Here is a 23,426-nt window from a genome sequence, read left to right as displayed (position 1 = left end):
GGAAGAGGAAAAACAAGGGGAACAAGGCCAGGAAATGACGGAGGAGCGAGAGGAAATTGCAGAATATGGAATCAGGAATTTAAACTTTATTCAAAAAGTATCGAATTTTTCTAGACAGCGATCGCGCCTGATGGAAGCCGCCATTGTGGGAGCGATCGCCCTGATTTTAATTATCGTCATGCCCCTGGTACTCTCCAGCTTTCGCCTAGAACTGTTGCATCGCTATTTAGCCTTAGCGATCGCCGCTTTGGGAATCGATTTGATTTGGGGATACACGGGCATGTTGAGTTTGGGACATGGGGTGTTTTTTGCATTAGGCGGATATGCGATCGCCATGCACCTGAAATTACAATTTCCTGCCAACGCCAGCAGTCAGCTTCCCAACTTTATGACCCTTTATGGCATCAACGAACTGCCTTGGTTTTGGCAACCCTTTCATTCCTTTCCCTTCACCCTGTTGGCGGTATTTCTGATTCCCGCCTTATTAGCCGGCATCCTCGGCTATCTCGTTTTCCGCAACCGCATCCGAGGGGTGTATTTTTCCATTTTAACCCAAGCCACAACCATTATCTTTTTTAACTTCTTCAACGGTCAACAAGAACTGATTAACGGCACCAATGGATTAACGAACTTTAACACCCTGCTCGGATTTCCCGTCAACGACGCCAAAACCCAGTACGGTTTCTATATTTTAACCGTGGTGTTACTAGCCGGCGCTTATGCCCTCTGTCGCGGGTTGACCAGCGGGCGATTTGGACGCTTGCTAATTGCCATTCGCGACGATGAAAGTCGCGTGCGGTTTTCTGGCTACAATCCCACCGGATTTAAAGCCCTGGTGTTTGCCATTTCCGGCGCATTAGCGGGCATTTCTGGGGCTATGTTTACCCTCAGAAGCGGGATTATTTCCCCCGAAGCAATGGCGATCGACTTTTCCATCGCAATGGTGATTTGGGTCGCCGTCGGGGGGCGCGGCACCTTAGTGGGAGCCATTCTCGGAGCTGTGTTAGTCAACGCTTCCAAAAGTTTATTTAGCGAACAATTCGCCGATATTTGGCTCTTTTTCCAGGGGGCATTATTCCTGTTTGTGGTGATGGTGCTGCCAAACGGAATTGTCGGGTGGTTGCGCCAATCCAGTGGGGAATTTGTTCGCCGAGTGATTCGCCATCCCCGCTATGTCATTACCTATCCCAGCTTAGAAGAAGACCCAGAAGTGCAGGGGGAACGAGAAAATTTAGAACCGCGATCGTAACCAGTCCCAAACCCAGAGGTACAGCGTGAGTGCGAGAATTCTAGAAATCGAAAACTTAACCGTGAGTTTTGACGGATTTAATGCCTTAAACCAGCTCAATTTTAACATGGAAGCCGGGGAGCTGCGCGTAGTCATCGGGCCAAATGGAGCCGGAAAAACCACCTTTTTAGATGTCATCACCGGCCAGGTGAAACCCACCGCAGGACGAGTCCTATTTAAAGGGAAAAACCTGCGGTCTTACTCCGAACATCAAATCGCCCGCCTCGGTATCGGACGCAAATTTCAAACCCCCCGGGTTTATCTCAACCTCACCCCTCGGGAAAACTTAGAACTATCGGTCAATCGCCAGAAAAATGTATTCGCTACTTTGCTGAAAAAGCCCACCTCTGGAGAACGAAAAACCGTCCGCAGCTTGTTAGAAACTATTGGCTTAGTTGCCAAATCCGATATCAAAGCCGGATTGCTTTCTCACGGGGAAAAACAATGGTTGGAAATCGGGATGCTGGTGGCTCAGTCTCCCGATTTGTTGCTGGTGGACGAACCGGTGGCTGGCTTAACCGATGAAGAAACCCGAATTACGGGCGAATTGCTGCTGTCTTTGGCAGAAAGTCACTCGATTATTGTCATCGAACACGATATGGAATTCGTGCGACAAATTGCCCGGAAAGTCACGGTGTTGCATGAAGGTTCCCTATTGTGCGAAGGGACAATCGAAGAAGTGCAAAATGACCCGCGCGTTATCGAGGTTTATTTGGGAACTGCGCCAGAAGATGCGGCCTAAGTTATCGGTTAGAGCCGGGTTTGGAGGCAGCGCCTTCCCTGTTTCGTACCCAGACAGGGGAAACCAGCACAACGAGCAATTTGTTGTAAAATTATATTGTGCTGTGCGAGCTTATAGGGCGCTACTGAAGTAAAAACAGGATAAATTAAACGCAAACAATGAGCGAAGAAATCAAGGCAAATTTACCTCAATTAGACATATCGGGTTTAAATGTGTATTATGGCGAAAGCCACATTTTGCGGGATGTAGATTTGAGCGTTCCGCCCGGGAAAATGGTGTGTCTCATCGGGCGCAATGGCGTGGGGAAAACCACCTTATTAAAAACCGTGATGGGGTTAATCCAACCGCGCGAGGGACAGATTGATTTTGCGGGAAACAATCTGCGAGGAAAAACGCCCGATCGCCGTGCGAAAATGGGCATTGCCTACGTGCCGCAAGGGCGGGAAATCATGCCCCGACTGACGGTGAAGGAAAATTTAATTTTGGGTTTAGAAGCTTGTGCGAAACCTCCGAAAACCCCCGGGATTCCGGCGGAAATTTTCGAGTTATTTCCGGCGTTAAAACCCATGTTAAACCGCATGGGAGGCGATTTGAGTGGGGGACAACAGCAACAATTGGCGATCGCCCGGGCGTTGATGGGGCGTCCTCGTTTGCTGCTACTCGACGAACCCACCGAAGGCATTCAACCCTCGATTATCCTGGAAATTGAAGCCGCCGTGCGTCGCATTATCCAGTCTACGGGTATCTCGGTGCTGCTTGTCGAACAACACCTGCATTTTGTCCGACAGGCGGATTGGTATTATGCTATGCAAAAGGGCGGAATCGTCGCCGCCGGTGCCACGAATGAACTCAGCAATGATGTCATTCAGCGGTTTCTCGCGGTTTGAATTGCGAAAAATTCCCATGTCTCTCATTCGGAATCGATCCGTGAGGGGATTTCCCTTGTCGATCGCCTTGCTACCCATGAACGAACAGCTCAAAAGACGAATTTATATTATTTTAGATGTGGCTGGGGCGAGCGATCGCCTCAGTCAATTATTCGATGTTTTTATTATTTCCCTCATTTTACTCAATGTGGTTGCCGTTGCCTTAGAAACCGTAGACTGGATAACGGCTGAATTTTCTGATGCTTTTCAATCCTTTGAAACGTTTTCCGTCACGGTTTTTACCCTAGAATATATTCTGCGGGTATGGTCTTGTAACGCTTCTCCGCGATTCCGCCATCCGGTGTGGGGGCGGCTGAAATACACCCTCACGCCTTTAGCTTTAATCGATTTAATCGCAATTATCCCGTTTTATTTGCCGTTTTTATTCGTAGATTTACGAATTATCCGCGCCTTGCGCTTGTTTCGGTTATTGCGGCTATTCAAACTCGGTCGCTATTCTAAATCATTACGCACCCTAATTAAAGTTATTTTTTCAAAAAGAGAAGAACTGATTTTAACCTTTTCGGCGGTGATTTTGCTATTGCTCGCGGCGTCGAGTATTATTTACTTTGCCGAACATGAAGCGCAACCGGAAGCATTTCCTCATATTCCCGCAGCAATGTGGTGGGGCGTGGTGACATTAACCACTGTGGGCTATGGTGATGTGTATCCCGTCACCGCGATCGGCAAGGTATTCGGTGCCGGGGTTGCTATGTTGGGTATCGGCATTTTTGCCTTACCGGCAGGCATCCTGGCATCTGGTTTTTCTGAAGAAATTGCCGCGAGAAAAGAGCGACGCAAAAAAATAATCCGACCACCTCAAATTTGTCCTCACTGTGGAAAAAATATCCATGAACCGCCAAAATAACTCCATTGCTTTTTCTCCAGAACGGGGAGAAAATACCGCCGCCGGATGGCATGGCAAGGTGGAATTAGGGTATCGCAATTGCGGCGGTGCCACCAAACTGATGCGCGATCGCGTCCAAGCGCCGTTGAAAGTTCAGCGCCCCTTTTATCCAGAGGGAAACGCCATTTGTCATAGCGTAATTTTGCACACTGCCGGCGGAATTGTCGGCGGCGATCGCCTCTCGCAAGATATTCGCCTCGAACCCAATTCTCATGCTTTGATTACCACAGCATCGGCGGCAAAACTGTATCGCAGTGAGGGAGAAACTGCTACTCAAAAAATTAGCATTATTGTGGAAAAAGATGCGGTGTTGGAGTGTTTGCCCCAGGAAATGATTGTGTTTGACGGAGCGATTTATCGGCAAGAGATGCGGGTAGAATTAGCGCCGGGTGCCCGGGTTTTGTTGTGGGAAATTAGCCGATTTGGGCGCAGTGCCAGGGGGGAAACGTTCCGGCGGGGACATTGGCGATCGCACAGTGAAATTTGGCAAACCGGACGACCCTTGTGGATCGACCGACAACAGGCGATCGGGTCTGCAGCGGCGATCGCGACTCCCAACCGCCTAGCATGTCGCCCAATTGTAGCTACGCTAGCCTGGGTAGGAGAACCCGTGACCCGACACCTCGTCCAGCAAGCGCGCAGTCTGTTCCCCGAGAAAGGCGGCGAAGTCGGTGTCACCCGCCTCACCGACGGATTATTATGTCGATATCGCGGCGATTCCACCGCAGAGGTGCGACACTGGTTTACAGACATTTGGGAACTCCTGCGCCTATCCTTCTTACACCGTCCCAGTTGCCCCCCGCGCGTTTGGCCTTTGTAAACTGAAGCAAAATTCCATGAAACCCCATCAATTGCCCATCGAAATTCCCCTTGACAAAATTGCCGAATTCTGCCAACACAATGACATCCAAAAACTCTCCTTGTTCGGGTCAGTTCTGCGCGATGACTTTTCCCCGGAAAGCAATATCGATTTTCTGGTAGAATTTATGCCAGATAAAAGCATCGTTTTTTTTGGGCTAGTCGGGATGGAAATCGAACTGACGGAAATGTTAGGACGAAAAGTAGATTTGCGAACCCCATAAGAACTCAGTCGCTATTTTCGCCAGCAGGTTCTCGACTCCGCCGAGGTGATTTATGTTCGTGGATAACCGAACTCGTTTATCGCCGAACTAGAACCCATTATCGAATCTGAACCACAGGAATAATCATGCAACTCTCACCGCAAGAAAAAGACAAATTACTGGTATTTACCGCTGCGTTACTAGCGGAACGCCGCAAAGACAAAGGCTTAAAACTCAATTATCCAGAAGCCGTGGCCTATATTTCTGCAGCCATTCTCGAAGGGGCAAGAGAAGGACGAACTGTGGCAGAATTAATGAGTTATGGCACCACCTTGCTCACCCGGGAGCAGGTGATGGAAGGGGTACCGGAAATGATAACCGAAGTGCAGGTAGAAGCCACCTTTCCCGACGGCACAAAATTGGTCACGGTTCACAATCCGATTCGGTAATTATATTGGCGAAACTCGTTCAAATTTCAGAAAACAGAGGTGAATATGATACCCGGAGAATATATCGTTAAAGCGGGAGAAATCGAGTTAAATGCGGGTCGAGAAACCCTGCGGCTGACGGTGGCCAATGCAGGCGATCGCCCGATTCAAGTAGGGTCGCATTTTCATTTTTACGAAGTGAATGAAGCCCTGCACTTCGAGCGCGATCGGACCCAAGGAATGCATCTGAATATTCCCGCCGGCACTGCAGTGCGCTTCGAGCCAGGAGACGATCGCGAAGTGGAATTAGTCCCCTTTGTCGGCACTCGTCAGATTTACGGCTTCAATCAGAAAATCAACGGTTCTCTCGAGCGCTAACACTAACTCGCTCTGTAGCCGAGACTACCTCAATTCTGCCAAAATTTCCTTACTCTAAAATAGATCTGGAAAGCAAACCTCATCGCAAATGCACCGGGGTTTGTTTTTCCCGATTGACTTGTAAATTGAATTGGAAATTTATTCCCAATGGTAGATGCGAAACAGAAAAATTCTCCCCCGCATGTGGTCATTATTGGCGGCGGATTTGGGGGACTCTATACGGCCCAGGCACTCGGGCGCGCTCCCGTGGAAGTCACCTTAATCGATAAGCGAAATTTCCATTTATTTCAGCCCCTTCTGTATCAAGTGGCAACTGGCAGTTTGTCTCCGGGGGATATTGCTTCTCCGTTGCGCGGCGTCCTCAGTCGCAATAAAAATACGAAAGTGCTGATGGAAGAAGCGGTAGATATCGACCCACAGGAGCAAAACGTCATCCTGAAAGGTAAAGAATTGAGCTATGATTTTTTAATTGTAGCCACGGGAGTTAGCTATCATTATTTTGGCAACGAACAGTGGAGAGAAAAAGCACCGGGATTAAAAACCGTCGAAGATGCCTTAGAAGTGCGGCGGCGGATTTTGATGGCATTTGAAGCCGCAGAAAAAGAACCGGATCCGGAGAAACGAAAAGGCTGGTTAACCTTTGCGATCGCCGGTGGAGGACCGACGGGAGTGGAATTAGCCGGGGCGATCGCCGAATTAGCCCACAACACGTTAAAAGAAGATTTCCGCACCATTGACCCGACCAGCACGCGAATTTTATTGCTCGAAGGGATGGATAGAATTCTGCCTCCTTACCCGCCAGAATTATCCGCAAAAGCCGAAGAATCTCTTCGCAAATTAGGCGTGACGGTACAGACCAATAGCTTAGTGACGAATGTTGCGGATGATGCCGTTACGGTTCGCCGAGGCGATCGCGAAGAAGTTATTCCCACGCGCACCTTACTCTGGGCCGCCGGTGTCAAAGCATCGGAAATGGGACAAGTTTTGGAAAACCGCACCGATGCCAAACGCGATCGGGCCGGACGAGTTATCGTGGAAGCTGATTTAAGCCTTCCCAACGCGCCGAATATTTTTGTTATTGGCGACTTGGCTCATTACGCTCATCAAGATGGCAAACCCCTCCCCGGCGTCGCCCCCGTCGCTATGCAAGAAGGCGAATATGTTGCGAAACTGATTAAACACCGTCTCAAAGGACAAGATTGCCCGCCTTTTCAGTATGTGGATTTTGGCAGTTTAGCTGTCATTGGACGCAATGCAGCCGTCGTGGATCTGGGATTTGTGAAATTTTCCGGTTTTCTCGCGTGGCTGTTTTGGGTTTTCGTCCATATCTACTTTTTGATTGAATTTGACAACAAATTAATCGTAATGATTCAATGGGCATGGAACTACTTTACCCGCAAGCGAGGCGCTTGTTTGGTGACCGGACAGGATGAAAAAATGCGGGTAGAAATTGAAGAGGGCGGCACCTACACTATCCCAGAAACAACGGAATCGCCCATCGAAGTGTAACAAAAATTCGGGGTGGGCTTTTTTGCCCACCCCTTGCACAGATAAATTGAATCCTAGGCAACCCCCGGACTAAAATATTATTTTTTCTCCCAAATCGGGCGCTTCTTCGTTGTGTGGTAAAATATCGAGAACGCGATCGAGTTCGGTAATTTCAAACAGGTAAACAAGCGACATTTTCATATTGCACAAACTTAAGCGGCGTCCGGTTTTCAGCGCCAGTCGATGGGCCGCAACCAGAGACATCAACCCGGAATGATCCGCAGAATTCACCTCGCTTAAATCGATAAACCAGCGCTTGTGTTTTTCCCAAGCTAAGCGCGCTACCTTTTGCTGTAGCATCGCCGCTACTTTTACATCTAAATTGCCCTGGGGTTGCAACACCACATTCATGCTCACTCCTCTGTGTCATCTGAGAGTACAAGGATCCAACCGCTGGGGGAGGCCCGCTGGTTGCGTAGAAGCACGCATTTCGTCCCCCCAGTGCTTTCATAATATCCGTAATTGCTCGGTTGCGCTCAGTGATTTGAGACAGTGGGGGCGGTGATAATTTTCTCTGGCGAATGTGATTGCGATCGCAGCGATCGCCGGTTCTCCTACTGGATCCAAAGCAACTGTGACCCTGGTCACAGGCCCCTCGGCATTGATGTCATCAAAACATGACTCCCAGCTCACAGGGACTCGCGATCGCGCTCACTCTTTTCCCGTGACGAATATCATCTTTTCTCACGACGTAAATCACTGGCTATTCAACAAAAATCGCTGACAATTAAAAATGTAAATACATCGAAATACCGAAGTCCCCTTCCTTTCCCCAAGTTCTCAGTTGGCAAAACACCAATTGCAGAATTGGCGCGATGAGGAAAAGACTTTCGGACAAATGCTTTAAATACTGTTTTACAACTGCCTTACTCTAGTTTAGTCACTCCCATCTAATTTTGGAACTCTTAGCATCCTCATGCTCGCTCAACTCGGCTCAACTGCCGAGTTTTTTTATCAGATAATGTTTCGGTACGCTGCATTCTCAAACTCGTAGAAACTGTAGGGTGGGCAATGCCCACCCATTCACGATTTCTGGTTCCCCCCAGGAGAAAACCTTCTCCCCGAGACTCCGCCTCCCCCCAGTCACCCATTGGAAACCGAGGGTTTTATCGCTCCAGATTAAGCCGCCCGATCGCCAATTAACTGCATCGGGACGCGCCCCCCACCAAAATAGGTGCGCTGAAAATAGCGATCGTAGCGCGTTCCATTTCTCAACCGATTGATTTTCACCCCACTATAACCGCCGCGACGGGTGGAATGAATAAACCGATAATTCCCGAGATAAATTCCCACATGAGTCGCCAAGCGGCGGTTCTCGCTAAAAAATACTAAATCCCCCGGTTGTAACTCATCAATATTTCGCAAACTGCCCGCCACCGGTTGGGTGTAAAGCTTTTGCTGATAGGCATCTCTGGGTAAATAAATATTCCCGGCGCGAAAAACAGTTTGCACGAATCCGCTACAATCCAAACGAGTGCCTACCGTTCCTCCCCACAAATAGCGTCCGCCGCCAAGCGCCCCTTGGGGTAAAAACTGTTTGGCAATCTCCAACAACCGGGGTTTATCCCGAGGAGAATTTTCCGGTAAAATAACATCGCGGCGGTTTAATTGGACTTCGCGATTATCGGGTAAAATGACCGCGATCGCCTCGGATTCTGCCCCCGCTTGCTTGAGGGCTGTATTTGGCATAATTGGACCGATAAAATTCGCCCCGGGTGACGATTGCCGATAGGGCAATCGGGTGCCAAAATACAGGGTTTGCGGGCGATTGAGAGTGCGGGCGATTTGAACTTTCGGCGCAGTAACCCACTGTTCGAACGTATCGCGATCGCATTCTTTTAAATCCTCCCGCTTTATCCAGGCCAAATATCCATCATCTTCAATTCTCACCCGCACGAATCGGCGATCGCCACTATATTGCAGCAATTTCACCGGGGTTCCCAACCGCACTTGAGTGGCTAAATCGGCGATGTCGGTACTGGGTTTGGTGTAGAGATTGCTATAGGGTTTGATAGTAATTCCATAATCCAAATCTACATCATTATAGGGAAATATCGCCACCTGCGATCGCACCCCATTGGCAAAACTCTGGTTGGCCACTCGTTCGATGACATCTCGTTCTTGCCAATCGAAAACTTTCCCGGTTAAAGTCGGCAGATTCTCCTCATAATTAACCCGCAGGTCAAACACCGTGTCCCGATGAATGCGGGAATAAGGGTTTAACCGGGTGGCATTTCTTTCCGCTTTAGGGGTGAGGTCGAAAAATACCTGTCGGCGCTCTAATTTTTGTTGCAGCAAAGATTCCATTTCCGGGGTTAAATTGCGGATAAAGGTTTGCACCTCTCCGGGAATCGCCACAGTGGGAGACGAGAACACAATTACCATAAAAAAAGCGATTAATCCCGCTAAAACGGGAGATTTTTTGACGTTCAATTGACGCAACATGAGGCAGTTGAATGCTAACAAACAGCAAATCGGCAAATAGCCTAGCCAAAAATTCGCCATTTCCTGGGCCGATCCGGAGAGTCGTAGGGTGTGGCCACCGGCGCGATGGAAAATCAACTCTGCCAAGGCCAAGGAGTGATAAACTGAGGGGAAAGTAACGGGTATGAGTAATTCCCCGTGAGGAGTGAAGATGAGCTATCGAATGAATCGTCGCGCCTATGCGGAAACCTATGGTCCCACGGTGGGCGATCGCATCCGTTTGGCGGATACGGAATTATTTATCGAAGTGGAACAAGACTTTACCACCTATGGCGACGAAGTGAAATTTGGCGGCGGGAAAGTCATCCGGGATGGCATGGGACAATCCCCCATTTCTAACGAAGAAGGGGCGGTAGATTTGGCGATTACCAATGCAGTTATCTTAGATTGGTGGGGGGTGGTAAAAGCAGATGTGGGGATAAAAAACGGGAAAATATTTAAAATTGGCAAAGCGGGAAATCCCTACATTCAAGACAATGTAGATATTATTATTGGCCCGGGAACCGAAGTAGTGGCGGGGGAAGGAATGATTCTCACTGCAGGGGGAATTGACGCCCACATTCACTTTATTTGTCCGCAACAAATCGAAGTAGCGATCGCCTCGGGAATCACCACCATGCTGGGTGGCGGAACCGGGCCGGCGACGGGGACGAATGCCACCACCTGCACCCCGGGTCCGTGGAACATTCACCGAATGCTGCAAGCGGCGGATGCCTTTCCGGTGAATCTGGGGTTTCTCGGGAAAGGCAACAGCAGCAAACCGCGCCCCCTAATCGAACAAGTGATGGCGGGGGCGATGGGACTGAAACTGCACGAAGACTGGGGTACCACTCCCGCCGCGATCGATACCTGTCTTGGTGTGGCGGAAGAGTATGACCTGCAGGTTGCCATCCACACCGACACCCTCAACGAGGCGGGTTTTGTAGAAAACACGATCGCCGCTTTTAAAAATCGCACAATTCATACCTATCATACCGAAGGTGCGGGAGGCGGACATGCACCGGACATCATCAAAGTCTGCGGCGAAGCCAACGTGCTACCCTCCTCCACCAATCCCACGCGGCCTTATACTGCCAATACCTTAGAGGAACATCTGGATATGCTGATGGTGTGTCACCACCTCGATCGCAGCATTCCCGAAGATGTGGCCTTTGCCGAATCCCGGATTCGCCGCGAAACCATTGCCGCCGAGGATATTTTGCACGACTTGGGGGCGATTAGCATGATTGCCTCGGATTCTCAGGCAATGGGACGAGTGGGAGAAGTTATCCTTCGCACTTGGCAAACCGCCCATAAAATGAAAGTGCAGCGCGGGTTTCTCCCGCCCCCGGATGGCGCAACTCCCGAGGCAGAACAGGACAACTTCCGGGCGCAACGGTATATCGCGAAATATACTATCAATCCGGCGATCGCCCACGGCATCGCCACCTATGTGGGGTCGATCGAAGAAGGCAAACTGGCAGATTTGTGCCTCTGGAATCCCGCCTTTTTCGGCGTCAAACCCCAACTGGTCATCAAAGGCGGCGCGATCGCCTACGCGCAAATGGGCGATGCTAACGCCAGCATTCCCACCCCGCAACCCATCCACATGCAGCCGATGTTTGGCAGTTTTGCCGGCGATCGCCACGCTACCTGTCTCACGTTTCTCTCCCAAGCCGCCCTAGAATTAGACGTTCCGAGTCAGCTTAACTTGCAAAAACTCGCGGTTCCCGTGTCCGATACCCGCAAAATTCAGAAAACTGACATGAAGCTGAACGGCCTCACTCCCTATATTGAAGTGGATCCGGAAACTTACCAAGTGTGGGCAGATGGGCAATTGCTCGCTTGCGAACCCGCCCGCGAATTGCCCTTAGCTCAACGCTATTTTCTCTTTTAAAGTTTCCCTGGTGGTTGTTGCAATTGCACGCAACAACCCCGGGTAAAAAACTGAGGTTGTCAAACTGCTAATGGAACATTTTCGTCCGATCGCAGCTTACCCATGATATAATATTTGTAGTCGAGGAACTTTGCCGATCGCCGCAGATAATCGCTGCGCTCTTTCGGTAAATCCAGAATAATTTCTTCTTGCACCGTTCCCGGACGAGCGGTTAGCATATAAATCCGTTGGGACAAAAATACCGCTTCTTCCACATCATGGGTAATCATTAAAATAGAAGTGCCCGTCTGGTCCCAGATTTGCAGCAGAAATTGTTGCATCACTTCCTTGGTTTGCACGTCCAAGGCACCAAACGGTTCGTCCATTAATAAAATTTTGGGCTGACAGGCGAGGGCGCGGGCGATCGCCACCCGCTGTTTCATTCCCCCGGACAATTCTCTGGGCAGCGATCGGGCAAATTCCGACAACCCGACAATTTCTAAATAATACGCCACCTGCTGCTCTCGTTGCCTGCGCGAAACCCCTTGCAGTTTTAACCCAAATCCCACATTTTCCGCCACACTCATCCAGGGATAAAGGGTGTAGTTTTGAAATACCATACCGCGATCCGGTGCAGGTCCTTTCACCGACACTCCATCCACTAAAATTTCTCCTTTTGTCGGCATCTCCAACCCGGCAATCAAACGCAGGAACGTCGATTTTCCCGAACCCGACGCCCCCACTACACAGACAAACTCTCCAGTTTCCACATGCAGGTTAATATTTTGCAAAGCCAGCAAACTTCCCCCTCGGCGAGGAAATGCTTTGGTTAAATTGTCAACTTCTAAATGCATGAGTTATTCTCCTCAATTAAAATCAAGGCTGTTTACAGATTTTTTCCTGGGGTATCTGAGAATGCAGCACCTTTCGGTGAATCCATCAGGGAAATGGGTGGTTAAAGAATAAATTCCAGTAAAGCAGAGGTTTTGAACTCGGTTAGGGCGGAAAAGCCGGCTCTAGAAATGGCGAGTTTGAGAATTGCTACCCATTCTAAAACAGTTGTATCGAAATCGGAAGCGACTGGTAGTTCTTTGGTGGTTCCTTCCGGAATGAGGTCGGCGGCGATTTTTCCTTTTCGGCTCATTCCACGATAAATTTTTACCCGATCGCCTACCGCGTTAGTTTGCATGGGTGCCGCACTTTCTGGAAGACTGGCAAACCTCTGTCCCATCATCACGGCATCCGCTCCTAATGCAAAGGCAATTACCGCATCGGAGATGGTTTTCACTCCGCCATCGGCAATTAATGGCACGCCGAGTTCTGTAGTGACTTTAGCACAGTCCCACACCGCAGAAGCTTGCCTTCTACCACAACCGAGCAGTTCCCGCCCTCGGTTGATGGAAGCTGAGGTCATTCCCACCCGAATGGCATCCACGCCGGCTTGAATTAATCCCCGACAATCTTCTGAAAATACTACATTTCCGGAGATGATTTCGAGATGGGGAAAGCGGTGTTTGAGTTCTCGTACCGCTTGCAGGTGCAGATGCGGACTTTGATGTAAGGTGTCTAGTGCAATGACGGAAATTCTATCTTGGAGTAAGGGGGCAATTTCTGAGAGTTGGGTTAAATCCGGTGAGAGAAGAAGACCCAGGCGATCGTCGCGGTGGGGAAAGCGTTCTTTTAGTTCATCGACTAGGGCATATAATTGCGGGGTTTCTCCATAAAAACCATGTAAAATGGGCAATCCTTTGGCTTGAAGCATGGCGAGTGCTAGTTCTTTGCCAATTACGCTGTCCATCGGCGAGGGAACAAACGGTAGTTCAGTGGCAAAGGTTGGCGTTATGTGGGTTTTGATTTCTACATCCTCGGGTCGAACGTTGGAGACTCTGGGAATGACCGAGAGATGAGCGTATTCAAACCCGCAACAAGGGGGCGGAATAATCCGAGAGGTCATGTTAGTTAATTGCTTCTACTGCTGCTTTTAGTAAAGGAGTCAGGCGATGGTAGGGTTTTTTCTGGGTATGTTTTTCATAGAGCCAATCTAAGTAGCGAACCGACACCGCCTCATCGGGTCTGCCATAAAAGACGCGCTGGGGTGCGAGACTCACATAGCGACCGAATTCCACATTGGTGGTCAACCCAGGCAAGGTGGCGATCGCTCTCGGGACCCAAAAGACGATCGCGCTGGCACGTTCTAATCCTTGTTCGTCCCATTCAAATTGCTCGATTTCATCGGGATAAAACGCGCCGGTGGACCATTCGGGCACGATCGCCTGCCCCCTAAATTGCAAGTCCGATAAAATCTGTAATGCTTCCTTGCGCCAGGAGATGACCTCCGCCCTGCGTGGGGTGGGTCCGGCGAGAAAGAGGGAGTTCGACAGATCCTCGGGCAGTGGGCGATCGGTGTACCAAATTTGCATCTGGCAATTCCTCACTTCTGCGATTGTTGGAGAGCGATCGCCACGCCTAATCCTGCGCCACCCCTTGTCCAAAGGTCATTGGGCACCGCTGGGCGCAGGTAGGCGATCGCGCCAGATCGGGTAGCTTGTTCCCCCGATCTGACTCTCGGTTTAATATTTCAATTGAAGCGGGGCGAAAATCGATTCGTGATTGCGAATCATTTTATCGGCAACCCGATCCACTACGGTTGTGATGTCAAATTTTCCCTCTTCATCGGCAATTTGGCTCATCAAATAGAGATTGAATAGCACATCGCCGATTTCTTCAATCAGATTTTCGGTATCTTTGTTTTCTACTCCGGCTTTAATTTCTGCCACTTCTTCTTCGAGATTTTTTACGATCGATTCATAGGTTTCTGCGCGATCGTTGGGGCATCCTTCGGGAGAGCGCAAGATTTGAGTGACTTTATGCAGTTTGGCAAATGGCAGTAGCTTTTCGATTTCGGAATAGTGACGGGCTTTGCGAATGGCGAGATCGGCAATTTCGTGAACTTGCCCGCCTTCGAGGCAAAAATAACGAATGTTATTTTTATCAAACCCCACATCTTCCGCCGCTTCTTGCACCATTAACGGAATCTGCATTGAATGGGGCGAGCCATCTTTGGTCAAAACTACCAAACTGGTGACCCGCTTCAGTCGAAAAATCGTGCAGAGTTTAAAGCCTAATTTGTCCAGGTGCGTCAGTTCCGGACAAAACGAGAACGCACGTCGTCCCCGAGCTAGGTTTTGGAAAACCGTCGGGCTAATTTCTGGGGAGTAAGAGCAGGTTAACAGTAAATCTCCCGAAAATACATTTACGTTTGAGGCAATGATATTCGGAGGAACTTCCACCTTTACCGGTTGAGTGGATTGGGTGGACATCGATGCACGAAGTTCGCTGAGATTGATTTCAAGAGCCATAGGTACTCCAGTCTAGGACAATTGTAATGGATATGGCCAGAAATTCTGGCTCGAATGCTGAGTATTTCATCCCTCTATCCACCAACTATTGCTAACGCTAGAGTTGGTGGCGTTCCGCTCCGGGTAATCTCCTGCGGTTTGCGGTGGAGTGATTTGCTTTTTCTAGTGAAGTTCTCCAAAATATATTAGAGGAGTCAATTCACCAGAAAGCAGGGACGAAATAACATCGTATTTATTTGCCTTTCATTGTATGTCATTCTCTATTTACTGTCAAGTTAAGTTGACATTTTTTTACTCAACAAAATAAATGACTAGGATTCGCTTTATATATGCAAGGATAACCCAGGAAAATGTAGGACTAGATTCCTCCTTTCCCCTAGATGAATTGCTTTTAAAATGGAGCGCAAGTCCCCCCTCGCCCAACAACCTAAACGAAAGAGTTAAATAACTAGCGATTCTCGTGACTCGCCCAAGCACAAGTGAGCCGCAACAGAAATCGAAAGAACAAGTCTATGGACAACCCGATGATGCCAATCACAATCAAGCCGGCAAAAATTTCATCGGTTTTGAGGAATTTTTGGGCGACAATAATGCGCCGTCCCAATCCTTCAGTCGCCGCCACCAATTCGGAGACAATGACTAAATTCCATCCGGCGGCAATATTGACGCGAGCTGCATCGATAATCGTGGGCAGAATGTAGGGAAAAATCACTTGCCAGATGATTTGGGGGCGGCGCGCGCCTAATGTATAGGAGGTTTCGATTAACTCCTTGGGCACGAACTTGACCCCATCCATCACCATTAAGGTGTTGTAAAACAAAATGCCGAGAAAAATCAGCAAAATTTTGGTCGTTTCCCCGACTCCGAAGTACAAAATCAGCAAGGGGATAAAGGCGGGGGCGGGCATATACCGGAGGATGGCAATCATCGGTTCGAGGAGCGATCGCACGCTGGCAAATGACCCCATCACCGTTCCCAAGGGAATCGAGATTGTCGCCGCCAAGGCAAACCCCATCAGCACCCGATATAAACTGGCGAAAATATCTTTGAGTAAATCCCCGGTTGCCCAAAGATGGGCGATCGCCGAAAATACCTTAGCTGGCGTGGGGAGAAACAAGGGTTTCACCCATCCCGAATTCGAGAATATCCACCAAAACAAGAAGGGTATTGCGATCGACAGTCCCATCAGCACCCACCGCAAGCGATCGGGTATATCCTCAGCAATCCGCCAAAAAACCGTGGGCCGCAAGGTTCTATCTTCCGGGGCGCTATCGTTTTGTTGCTGGTTCCTCTTCGGTTGAATCAATGGAGCTTTATTCATTCGCAAACCATTTTTCTTACGGCATCCTTCTCTTCTGTGACCACGATGGGCGGATTTATTCTTGTTCTCGTTGCTGGGCGTAAGCTTTCACGAATCGGTCATCGAACAATCCGTCGATATCCGGTTTCTGTTGAGCCAACCCGGTTTCTACTAAAAAGTTGCTGACTTGTTCTGCAGCATAATATACAGAATTCAGGTCATTTCCGGGGGTAAAGGCGGTTAAGTTTTCCTCCAGGCTCAACAGATTGGTGCCCGCTGCATATTCTTTGTATTCTTCTACCGACACCCCAGCGCGCTTCGCCATCATTTCATAGGCCGTTTCTGGATTGTATTCCATAAAGGCCAGGGTATCGAACCAGGCATTGACAAAAGCTTGCACCGCTTCGGGACGATTTTCTATCGTTTCGCGCTGAAAGACGATCGCCGATGGAATTGCCCCCGGGACATCTTTTGAACTAAAAATGACTTTACTGCCCGATCGCTGGGTTGCTTTACTGGTAAAAGGGGCGTAAACGCTCACCGCATCGACCTGTCCCGCCACAAAAGCGGCTGCAGATGCCCCGGCTTCTAACGGTTGAAACTCGATATCCTCGAGAGTCAACCCGGCTTTTTCTAATGCCAGCCGCAGCAAAAAATAAACGGTACTTTCTTCGGCGGCGACAGTTTTGCCTTTCAGTTCGCCAACGCTGTTGATGCCTTCGCTGACGATAATTTGGTCGTTGCCCGTGGAATAATCCGTCACCACCACCGCGACCAGATCCGCACCGGCGGCGACGGCATTAATTGTATCTTGCAGGCTTAGGGTGTTGGCATCCAGTTGACCCGCCGCTAAAGTATTGAGCGAATCTAAATAGCCATCGAACCACTGCAAGTTAATGCCCGCATTGTTGGCGGCAAATTTTTGTTGCTCTTCGGCTACGGTTAAAGGCAACCAACCGGGCCAGGCACTATATCCGATCCGAAGTGCATTGGGATCCTTCCCGGCGGTCGGAGAAGAGGTGCAACTCGCGCAGAAAAATACACTGACTACAAATATACTCAATCCAGACCCAAACGCCCGACGCTTCATCGTTCCTCCGTGGATAAGTTTCTACTATACCGTTGCTTTGGGGTATGCATTTGCTGCAAACCTTCTGCTCTTTTATTCTTCCCATTCGGACTGGCAGCTTTTGTCGGTTGAACCTTGTCCGGTGTTACCTGGTTAGGTTGAACGCCCGGGAGAGTCCTCCAGAGTCGGTCTTTTCGTTAGCTTCTCCATACCCACCTGGGATAGAGGGTGGGTAGGAAGAACATTCCCTCGATTATTGTACACCTATTTTTATCGGTTGATTTCTGCTACTTGTTATCCCCTCGCTTTTTCCCTCCACTCCTTGATTTTTTGCGGCATAAATGCCAGGATTGCGCCGAAAATTCCGGTGCTTCAAGACCCACCATCCGAGGGTTTTTGGGGTGGGAAAACCTCTCTGAGCTGTTATTTCATCACTGTTCTTTTTTGTCAAGCGTTGGATCCTACGGCGGTGACCCCATTGCGGCGGGGAAAAGCGCACTGTGTGGGTGAGGTACCTGCATGGGAGCCGGTAGTTTTGCCGATCGCCCCTCCATTGTTTTATCGCCTCCTGTCACCCTCCTGCCAGGAGTGTCAATTGATTTGGCTACAGTGTCAATTGATTTGGCTACAGTGTCAATTAATTTGGCTACAGCTCGCCCCTGAATTGCTAAAATGAGCCGTTCGCGAGAAACAAAGCAGGCGGAACGGCTAGGGTTTGCGACGGGTTTACGGTTGTCAGGGCAAAAACAGCCAGAAGCCATTGATAAATCGCTTGTTGAATGTGGAGAAAGTAGTGCAAAGTACAGTACGAGAACGGTAAAAGGGTTGAAAAGAAATTCAGCAAAAGCCAGAGCGGAGCGAGGGTAAATCCGGAAGTCAACAAATCTTTACAAAAACAATAGAATTTTCCGATAAGATTGGCATTGACAAAATCCTTGGGCGTTGATTAGACTCAAGGCTAATAACATGGACACTGAAGCTGTTGGGGAGAAACTAAAAGTATGTTTCGCTACCGAATCTGGTCTGTTGTGGTAGCGGGAATCGCTTGCACAATTGTGAGTTGGAGCGGCCCCGCGCGATCGCAGGAAGATCCGAGCGCTGAAAAAACCTTCATCGCAGAGACAATTCCCGGCGATCCGAATACCGAGAGCGCAATCACCACCAAAGACCTCAACATTCCCGTAGAGGAACTGAGGTTGATGGTCAAGCCGCTCACCCTAGAGGAACTAGAAGTGGAAGCGGCGGCGTGGTTGTTAATTCTCAAGGAAAAAGTTCAAGAAATTAGCGAAGTCGAAATCGCCATCCGACGCCAAAACCTGGCGATCGCCAAACAGGAAGAAGCCGCCAGTGAGTTGGAAGCGGCCCAGCAATCCCTGGCAGAAGCCGAAGAAGCGCAAGCCCAAGCAGCTCCAGACTCTCTGGAATACCATGAAGCTACGAAAAAAATCGAATCAGCCAAAGAAAATATCAAAAACGCGCAGAGTGCCTTAGAAGAAGCGCAGGAGACCCAACAGGGGCTGCAAGAAGACGACGCGCTCAACGCGGCTTTAGCAAAAGCAGAGGAAACCGCCGAACTGGAAAAAGCCAGAGAGGTACTGGAGCAAGCTAAGCGCGATCGCGAGGAAGTGTATTGGCCCGGAACCGTTGCCTACGAGGAACTGGTGGGCAAAATCGATACCCTCGACACTGCGATCCGGGAGCTAGAAAAGGCCAAAGAGGACTTACGGGGAGCCGAACCCAACTCCCCAGAAGCCGAAGAAGCCACCCGGCAATTTGACGCCGCCTTGGAAAAGGTAAAAAAAGCTCGGGAAGCCATTAGCGGAGCGTCTGAACCGCAAAGCGATCGCGGCGGGCAAAATGATGCCACCGATCGCGTGGCTGCTAGTTTGGAAAATACCGAAATCGACAGCGACGGACAGACACTAGTTGCCGGTCCGACGGGCATTGAAGAAGATGCCAACCTGCAAAACCAACAAGAAGAACTCGAAGACAGCGCCGAGCAGTTGAAACAAAGCGCCGAAGAAGAGTCCGAACAGAAAAATCAACTAGTCGTCACCGTTACCGAACTGATAAACGAGCGCACCGCGATCGTCGATCGCTTCAAAGTGATTTTGCAGGAACTGGAGAGCAAAGGCGGCGACCCCACATCCTACTCCCAATTCATCAGCGCGATCGGCGTCGTGGAAATTGACGTCCAAGATACCGAAGGTCTGGCACTGCGCGCCGTCAGTTGGCTGAAGTCCGATGAAGGCGGAATGCGCTGGGCGGGCAATATCGGCAAGTTTACCGGCATCATGGTGGCATCCATCGTGGTGGCCCAGGGTCTCGGCATCCTGCTCAATCGCACCCTGATGCTGTTTCCCGGCATCTCCCACCTCCTGCGCGAGTTTGTGGTGATGTTGGTCAAGCGCGGCGGGATCGTGGTTGGGGTGTTGCTAGCCCTCACCGCCCTGGAAGTCAGCCTCGGACCGATTTTAGCCTTGGTTGGGGGGGTTAGCTTCGTCTTGGCATTCGCCCTGCAAAGTAACTTGGGGAACTTCGCCAGCGGCTTGATGCTGATGGTCTACAAACCCTTCGACGTGGGGGATGAAATTCAAATGAACGGCATCTGGGGGTATGTGGATTCCATCACCCTGGCCAATACGCGCCTTCAAGGGTTCGACAGACAGATGATTAACATTCCGAACAATACGGTTTGGAGTTCAACCATCACCAATTTAACCCGAAGCGAAACCCGTAAAGCTACCTTATGCATCCGCATTCCCTTTCACCAAAGCATTGTCCAATCGGAACGCATTCTGGTGGATCTTGCGAAATCTCACCCCTTAGTCCTGGACGATCCACCGCCGGGAACCTTCCCTTGGGAGTATGATGAGTATTTTATCGCAATATACTTTGGATTTACAACCAAAACCGACGATTTCTGGTCAGCATGGCCGGATATTATCCGCCACATCCAGATCCGCTTCGAGGAAGAAGGGCTTTCCGTCGCCTTGCCGGAACAGAATATTCGCGTTGACTCCAAGTCCAACGGCAATGGTGCTTCAGCAGGCAAACCTGCTTTCCACATGGAACACCCCGTGGACCCAAGAATCTCTGCCGAGGGTCGTCCTCCATCGGTGGAAGCGTTCTAGAATCGGCTCGGTTGTGAGCGATACTACTTCACGGTAGGCGATCGTGCCTCCCATCCCCCCTGTTCTCAGGGGGGATTTCCATGTTGTACCATTCATCCACCTCGGGTTTGACAAGTCTGCACCCCTGAATCGGCCTCGCTTCCCATGATTGCTCCACTCACAATCGCAACTCCTTTGCAATGCTTCTGCAAGCTGTAGCAGCCCCTCGCCAACCCACGCCAAGCTGCTGCTTTTGCCAGACAATTCGCAAAATTTTCTATGCCAAAGGGATTTGATGTTGAAAAGAACGATGCTATACTAGAAACAAAGGGAGGTGACTCACACCCCCGGCTAACTCCGATGTATTGCCATACTCCACCGAGTAAGGAAACCAATTGAAATACCACAATCGCTTAGCATGACTGAAACAGTCAAGATAACTCACAAAAAACACCAGGTAGCCCCAATCGCTGAGGTTTGGGAGTGCCGACAAACCAGGAATAAATCCCTCCACGCCATTGGGGAGTTTTGTCCGGGAGAAGTTTTGTTTAGTTTTGGGGCGAGAGAAATATTAGCTAAACCCAACTATTTATCCGTACAGCTCGATAAAAATCGGCACATTCTGCTAGATCCCGAGTGGTTGCAATGTATCAACCATAGTTGCGACCCCAATGTGGATTTCGATACCACCGAGATGAGGGTTACTGCTCTGCGTCAAATTAACACTGGGGAAGAGCTGACTTTTTTCTATCCCTCTACAGAATGGTCGATGGATAGAGCATTTAAGTGTCATTGCGGAAGTCAAGCCTGTTTGGGAAAGATTGAGGGAGCGGGACAATTACCTCGAGAAATACTCGGTAAATATAGGCTATCCCAACATATCAAGCACCAGCTAGGGATTTAGGGAGGAAATGATTGCTAAGTAGGTATGCAAAATAATTTGCATGCTTACATCGGTGGCTCGTTCCCTAGCTTCTGCTAGGGAACGGCTGAACCGCAACTCCGCCTCGCCACCCGTAAATCTGCAAAATAATTTGCGTATGGGCTTCTCGAAAAACTCAAATCGACGCGATTTGAAACCGTTAGTCAGCCAGAAGGCAGAGTTATATTCAGGGACGATAAAAGCGTTTCCTGGCGAAATTTGTGTGAAATAAAAATCAATTAAACCTGAATAATGTTATGGTGTCAAAAGAATTTTATCTAGTGATTGAATCCTCGTGGTTTACTTATTGTTATTTAGTAGATACCTGGCTTGAAAGATTGGGGGATTTTTCTAATTTTAAGGGAATAATAGCAATAGAAAAACCAGGGTCAGAGAGGCTTCACGCCGAAAGGGAAGCATTCCACAGAGAATATGCAGGTCGCACGCAATTAAATGAGGATATGAGAAACAGCCTGCACAAGTTATATCCGGGTTTTGAGGAACCAGAAAAGGCGATGATTCATTTATTTGGAATCTCCAAATACTCAACCAGCAGTTATGCAAAAACAATTTATTTTCCTAATGTTATAGCAGTTCTCATATGGGTGAGGTAACGAATTTTTTACCTCGGAGGTGCAAGCGCGGTAATGACTATTCGGCTACGGATCGCATCAATCTGAGAAAGGCTATAAATCAGAATTGAGAAAATTTTTTCTTTTTTATAGGCATCTATGATTTTTTTCGTAAATCTCTGGAATAAGCTTTTATCTTATAATTGGTCGCTTGAACTAGTCTCTGCATTCTACCACATTTATTTGAGAACCGCAATAGATGCGATTACCCCGATACAGGGATTTGATTTTCTTCAATGTAAATTTGTATTACAAAAATGCAACATTTTTGGTATCAACGCCTTAGACCTGTTACAATTAGAGCTATTAGGGCATTAATAATGAAGCAATCTAATGAAAACCAAAAATCTGAATTCTGAGTTGGCTGTTTCCCTCCGGCAGTTTGTCGAGCCATGGTATGAGAAATACGCCCAATCTTTAAATGCCATGAAATTATTCACGGCTCATGAACAATTAACCAAAGAACAGCAAATTTACTTTGTGCAACTTGTTTATCATCTCTACCGACTGAGCAGCCAAGAAATTCTTTGGTATTTAGGTAACCATGCTCCTAATTTGACAATTAAGCAGTCCATAATAGATAATATTCGTGAAGAAATGGGAGGAGCTGGTCGCTCTCACGAAGAAATGTATCATAATTTCGCCGTAGCTGTTGGCATTGATATAAAATCCAAGTATTTTATGGACGATACCTACCCATCCTTCGTTAGCGGCTACAAGCGAGGATGGATTGAGTGGCTTCAAAGTGGAGAAGATCAAGATACCCACAGCATAGCCTGTCTATTATCTGCTTGGGAAAAACTTGACAACGTTGACTTTCTGGCTTTATTGCGGGTAGCAGAGACATTTAATGTACCTCAAAACGCTTTGACTTTCTTTAAAGTTCACTGTGAAGCCAAGCATTTTGAAATCATGGAGCCAGTATTGTTGCCGCTTTGGGAAAAAAACTCCCAGAAAGTCGAAGAAATATTTCAGTTTGTTAGTCAATACGAACTTAAGATGCGGCAACAGTTAAGCGATGCAGTTTGCAATAGTTAAGCGATGCAGTTTGCAATCTATAAAATTTATTTCCGTCTTTTCCCCGCTTGGAAATATAGCATTAAGTTCTATAGTTATCCAGTGGGTAATAGTGGACTAGCAAGCTTAAATTTGTGAGAGCATCTCCGGGTTGAAGAGAGACGTAACCCCCCAGACCCCTTCCCTAAAAGGATTCTGTGAGCGAATCACATGGGGGTTAAAACCCCATATGCATCAAGCTAAGGTGTAAGCATAGGTACTGCCGAGGTTTTGCCCAGATAGAAGCTATCCATGTATTAATTTGATTGTCTATCAGTTCAGGTGAGGTAACGAATTTTTTACCTCGGAGGTGCAAGCGCGGTTGGGACTATTCGGCTGCGGATCGCATCAAGCAACA

Annotated in this window: 22 protein-coding genes; 14 read left to right on the top strand and 8 right to left on the bottom strand. The window is 48.8% G+C overall.

What is annotated here, in order from left to right; all coding sequences use genetic code 11:
• Nucleotides 1-130 precede the first annotated feature (130 nt).
• The 9 genes from urtC to LKK83_RS01575 all read left to right on the top strand — a co-directional run bounded on the left by urtC (nucleotide 131) and on the right by LKK83_RS01575 (nucleotide 7,239).
• Nucleotides 131-1,249 carry an urea ABC transporter permease subunit UrtC gene (urtC, locus tag LKK83_RS01615; RefSeq protein WP_324629017.1) on the top strand — a complete coding sequence of 373 codons (1,119 nt, stop codon included), beginning with the start codon at nucleotides 131-133 and terminating at the stop codon, nucleotides 1,247-1,249.
• Between the two features lie 25 nt (nucleotides 1,250-1,274).
• Entirely contained in the window at nucleotides 1,275-2,030 is a 756-nt protein-coding gene (gene urtD / locus LKK83_RS01610) for an urea ABC transporter ATP-binding protein UrtD (RefSeq protein WP_324629006.1), read from the top strand.
• Nucleotides 2,031-2,188: 158 nt separating this feature from the next.
• Complete coding sequence (gene urtE / locus LKK83_RS01605; RefSeq protein WP_324629005.1) at nucleotides 2,189-2,917, top strand: urea ABC transporter ATP-binding subunit UrtE; 729 nt, start codon at nucleotides 2,189-2,191, stop codon at nucleotides 2,915-2,917.
• Between the two features lie 40 nt (nucleotides 2,918-2,957).
• A complete protein-coding gene (locus LKK83_RS01600; RefSeq protein WP_324629004.1) occupies nucleotides 2,958-3,824 on the top strand; it encodes an ion transporter in 867 nt (288 codons plus the stop codon).
• Nucleotides 3,808-4,683, top strand: a complete 876-nt coding sequence (locus LKK83_RS01595) for an urease accessory protein UreD (protein WP_324629003.1) — start codon at nucleotides 3,808-3,810, stop codon at nucleotides 4,681-4,683. Before LKK83_RS01600 ends, LKK83_RS01595 begins: the two co-directional genes overlap by 17 nt.
• 16 nt (nucleotides 4,684-4,699) lie before the next feature.
• Nucleotides 4,700-4,945, top strand: a complete 246-nt coding sequence (locus tag LKK83_RS01590; RefSeq protein ID WP_324629002.1) for a nucleotidyltransferase family protein — start codon at nucleotides 4,700-4,702, stop codon at nucleotides 4,943-4,945.
• Nucleotides 4,946-5,070: 125 nt separating this feature from the next.
• Nucleotides 5,071-5,373 carry an urease subunit gamma gene (ureA, locus tag LKK83_RS01585; RefSeq protein ID WP_324629001.1) on the top strand — a complete coding sequence of 101 codons (303 nt, stop codon included), beginning with the start codon at nucleotides 5,071-5,073 and terminating at the stop codon, nucleotides 5,371-5,373.
• Between the two features lie 45 nt (nucleotides 5,374-5,418).
• On the top strand, nucleotides 5,419-5,730 hold the full coding sequence (locus LKK83_RS01580; protein WP_324629016.1) for an urease subunit beta: 312 nt from the start codon (nucleotides 5,419-5,421) through the stop codon (nucleotides 5,728-5,730).
• A gap of 147 nt (nucleotides 5,731-5,877) precedes the next feature.
• On the top strand, nucleotides 5,878-7,239 hold the full coding sequence (locus LKK83_RS01575; protein WP_324629000.1) for an NAD(P)/FAD-dependent oxidoreductase: 1,362 nt from the start codon (nucleotides 5,878-5,880) through the stop codon (nucleotides 7,237-7,239).
• Between the two features lie 69 nt (nucleotides 7,240-7,308).
• Here LKK83_RS01575 and LKK83_RS01570 read toward each other — a convergent pair whose 3' ends face one another.
• Nucleotides 7,309-7,629, bottom strand: coding sequence for an STAS domain-containing protein (locus LKK83_RS01570; protein WP_324628999.1), 321 nt, complete (start codon nucleotides 7,627-7,629; stop codon nucleotides 7,309-7,311).
• 768 nt (nucleotides 7,630-8,397) lie between these two features.
• Complete coding sequence (locus LKK83_RS01565) at nucleotides 8,398-9,849, bottom strand: C40 family peptidase (RefSeq protein WP_324628998.1); 1,452 nt, start codon at nucleotides 9,847-9,849, stop codon at nucleotides 8,398-8,400.
• Nucleotides 9,850-9,913: 64 nt separating this feature from the next.
• Between LKK83_RS01565 and ureC the strand changes: the two genes are divergently transcribed.
• The gene (ureC, locus tag LKK83_RS01560; protein ID WP_324628997.1) at nucleotides 9,914-11,638 is read left to right on the top strand and encodes an urease subunit alpha; all 1,725 of its coding nucleotides are present in this window, start codon (nucleotides 9,914-9,916) and stop codon (nucleotides 11,636-11,638) included.
• 59 nt (nucleotides 11,639-11,697) lie between these two features.
• Here the strand turns inward: ureC and LKK83_RS01555 are convergent, their stop codons facing one another.
• The 6 genes from LKK83_RS01555 to LKK83_RS01530 form a co-directional block, all read right to left on the bottom strand.
• Nucleotides 11,698-12,471 (bottom strand): ABC transporter ATP-binding protein, encoded by a 774-nt coding sequence (locus LKK83_RS01555; RefSeq protein WP_324628996.1) that lies wholly within the window; start codon nucleotides 12,469-12,471, stop codon nucleotides 11,698-11,700.
• Nucleotides 12,472-12,572: 101 nt separating this feature from the next.
• Nucleotides 12,573-13,571, bottom strand: a complete 999-nt coding sequence (locus LKK83_RS01550; protein ID WP_324628994.1) for an IMP dehydrogenase — start codon at nucleotides 13,569-13,571, stop codon at nucleotides 12,573-12,575.
• 1 nt (nucleotide 13,572) lies between these two features.
• Nucleotides 13,573-14,037, bottom strand: coding sequence for a nucleoside 2-deoxyribosyltransferase domain-containing protein (locus LKK83_RS01545; protein WP_324628993.1), 465 nt, complete (start codon nucleotides 14,035-14,037; stop codon nucleotides 13,573-13,575).
• Nucleotides 14,038-14,187: 150 nt separating this feature from the next.
• Nucleotides 14,188-14,976, bottom strand: a complete 789-nt coding sequence (locus tag LKK83_RS01540) for a MazG nucleotide pyrophosphohydrolase domain-containing protein (RefSeq protein WP_324628992.1) — start codon at nucleotides 14,974-14,976, stop codon at nucleotides 14,188-14,190.
• A gap of 448 nt (nucleotides 14,977-15,424) precedes the next feature.
• Nucleotides 15,425-16,297, bottom strand: coding sequence for an ABC transporter permease (locus LKK83_RS01535; RefSeq protein ID WP_324628991.1), 873 nt, complete (start codon nucleotides 16,295-16,297; stop codon nucleotides 15,425-15,427).
• A gap of 55 nt (nucleotides 16,298-16,352) precedes the next feature.
• On the bottom strand, nucleotides 16,353-17,366 hold the full coding sequence (locus LKK83_RS01530) for an aliphatic sulfonate ABC transporter substrate-binding protein (RefSeq protein ID WP_324628990.1): 1,014 nt from the start codon (nucleotides 17,364-17,366) through the stop codon (nucleotides 16,353-16,355).
• Nucleotides 17,367-18,346: 980 nt separating this feature from the next.
• Between LKK83_RS01530 and LKK83_RS01525 the strand changes: the two genes are divergently transcribed.
• The 4 genes from LKK83_RS01525 (at nucleotide 18,347) to LKK83_RS01510 (ending at nucleotide 23,050) form a co-directional block, all read left to right on the top strand.
• Nucleotides 18,347-20,479, top strand: coding sequence for a mechanosensitive ion channel domain-containing protein (locus LKK83_RS01525; RefSeq protein ID WP_324628988.1), 2,133 nt, complete (start codon nucleotides 18,347-18,349; stop codon nucleotides 20,477-20,479).
• Between the two features lie 397 nt (nucleotides 20,480-20,876).
• Nucleotides 20,877-21,362: an SET domain-containing protein-lysine N-methyltransferase gene (locus tag LKK83_RS01520; protein ID WP_324628987.1), complete on the top strand. Its 486-nt coding sequence runs from the start codon at nucleotides 20,877-20,879 to the stop codon at nucleotides 21,360-21,362.
• 275 nt (nucleotides 21,363-21,637) lie between these two features.
• The gene (locus LKK83_RS01515; protein WP_324628985.1) at nucleotides 21,638-21,994 is read left to right on the top strand and encodes a hypothetical protein; all 357 of its coding nucleotides are present in this window, start codon (nucleotides 21,638-21,640) and stop codon (nucleotides 21,992-21,994) included.
• A gap of 351 nt (nucleotides 21,995-22,345) precedes the next feature.
• Nucleotides 22,346-23,050: an iron-containing redox enzyme family protein gene (locus LKK83_RS01510; protein WP_324628984.1), complete on the top strand. Its 705-nt coding sequence runs from the start codon at nucleotides 22,346-22,348 to the stop codon at nucleotides 23,048-23,050.
• The last annotated feature ends 376 nt before the right edge of the window (nucleotides 23,051-23,426 follow it).

Source organism: Phormidium sp. CCY1219 (assembly GCF_035615515.1).
Taxonomy (GTDB): domain Bacteria; phylum Cyanobacteriota; class Cyanobacteriia; order Cyanobacteriales; family Laspinemataceae; genus CCY1219.
The sequence above is the reverse complement of the archived record's forward strand: the minus strand, read 5'-3'. Positions and strand labels throughout refer to the sequence as shown.

What these genes read in the sequence shown, in the direction of transcription:
- urtC (WP_324629017.1), top strand. Translation starts at nt 131, where the DNA reads ATGGAAGCCGCCATTGTGGGAGCGATCGCCCTGATTTTAATTATCGTC.
- LKK83_RS01530 (WP_324628990.1), bottom strand. Translation starts at nt 17,366, where the DNA reads ATGAAGCGTCGGGCGTTTGGGTCTGGATTGAGTATATTTGTAGTCAGT.
- LKK83_RS01570 (WP_324628999.1), bottom strand. Translation starts at nt 7,629, where the DNA reads ATGAATGTGGTGTTGCAACCCCAGGGCAATTTAGATGTAAAAGTAGCG.
- LKK83_RS01510 (WP_324628984.1), top strand. Translation starts at nt 22,346, where the DNA reads ATGAAAACCAAAAATCTGAATTCTGAGTTGGCTGTTTCCCTCCGGCAG.
- LKK83_RS01575 (WP_324629000.1), top strand. Translation starts at nt 5,878, where the DNA reads ATGGTAGATGCGAAACAGAAAAATTCTCCCCCGCATGTGGTCATTATT.
- LKK83_RS01595 (WP_324629003.1), top strand. Translation starts at nt 3,808, where the DNA reads ATGAACCGCCAAAATAACTCCATTGCTTTTTCTCCAGAACGGGGAGAA.
- LKK83_RS01555 (WP_324628996.1), bottom strand. Translation starts at nt 12,471, where the DNA reads ATGCATTTAGAAGTTGACAATTTAACCAAAGCATTTCCTCGCCGAGGG.
- LKK83_RS01580 (WP_324629016.1), top strand. Translation starts at nt 5,419, where the DNA reads ATGATACCCGGAGAATATATCGTTAAAGCGGGAGAAATCGAGTTAAAT.
- ureA (WP_324629001.1), top strand. Translation starts at nt 5,071, where the DNA reads ATGCAACTCTCACCGCAAGAAAAAGACAAATTACTGGTATTTACCGCT.
- LKK83_RS01515 (WP_324628985.1), top strand. Translation starts at nt 21,638, where the DNA reads ATGGTGTCAAAAGAATTTTATCTAGTGATTGAATCCTCGTGGTTTACT.
- urtE (WP_324629005.1), top strand. Translation starts at nt 2,189, where the DNA reads ATGAGCGAAGAAATCAAGGCAAATTTACCTCAATTAGACATATCGGGT.
- LKK83_RS01550 (WP_324628994.1), bottom strand. Translation starts at nt 13,571, where the DNA reads ATGACCTCTCGGATTATTCCGCCCCCTTGTTGCGGGTTTGAATACGCT.
- LKK83_RS01540 (WP_324628992.1), bottom strand. Translation starts at nt 14,976, where the DNA reads ATGGCTCTTGAAATCAATCTCAGCGAACTTCGTGCATCGATGTCCACC.
- LKK83_RS01590 (WP_324629002.1), top strand. Translation starts at nt 4,700, where the DNA reads ATGAAACCCCATCAATTGCCCATCGAAATTCCCCTTGACAAAATTGCC.
- LKK83_RS01525 (WP_324628988.1), top strand. Translation starts at nt 18,347, where the DNA reads ATGTTTCGCTACCGAATCTGGTCTGTTGTGGTAGCGGGAATCGCTTGC.
- ureC (WP_324628997.1), top strand. Translation starts at nt 9,914, where the DNA reads ATGAGCTATCGAATGAATCGTCGCGCCTATGCGGAAACCTATGGTCCC.
- LKK83_RS01535 (WP_324628991.1), bottom strand. Translation starts at nt 16,297, where the DNA reads ATGAATAAAGCTCCATTGATTCAACCGAAGAGGAACCAGCAACAAAAC.
- LKK83_RS01520 (WP_324628987.1), top strand. Translation starts at nt 20,877, where the DNA reads ATGACTGAAACAGTCAAGATAACTCACAAAAAACACCAGGTAGCCCCA.
- LKK83_RS01545 (WP_324628993.1), bottom strand. Translation starts at nt 14,037, where the DNA reads ATGCAAATTTGGTACACCGATCGCCCACTGCCCGAGGATCTGTCGAAC.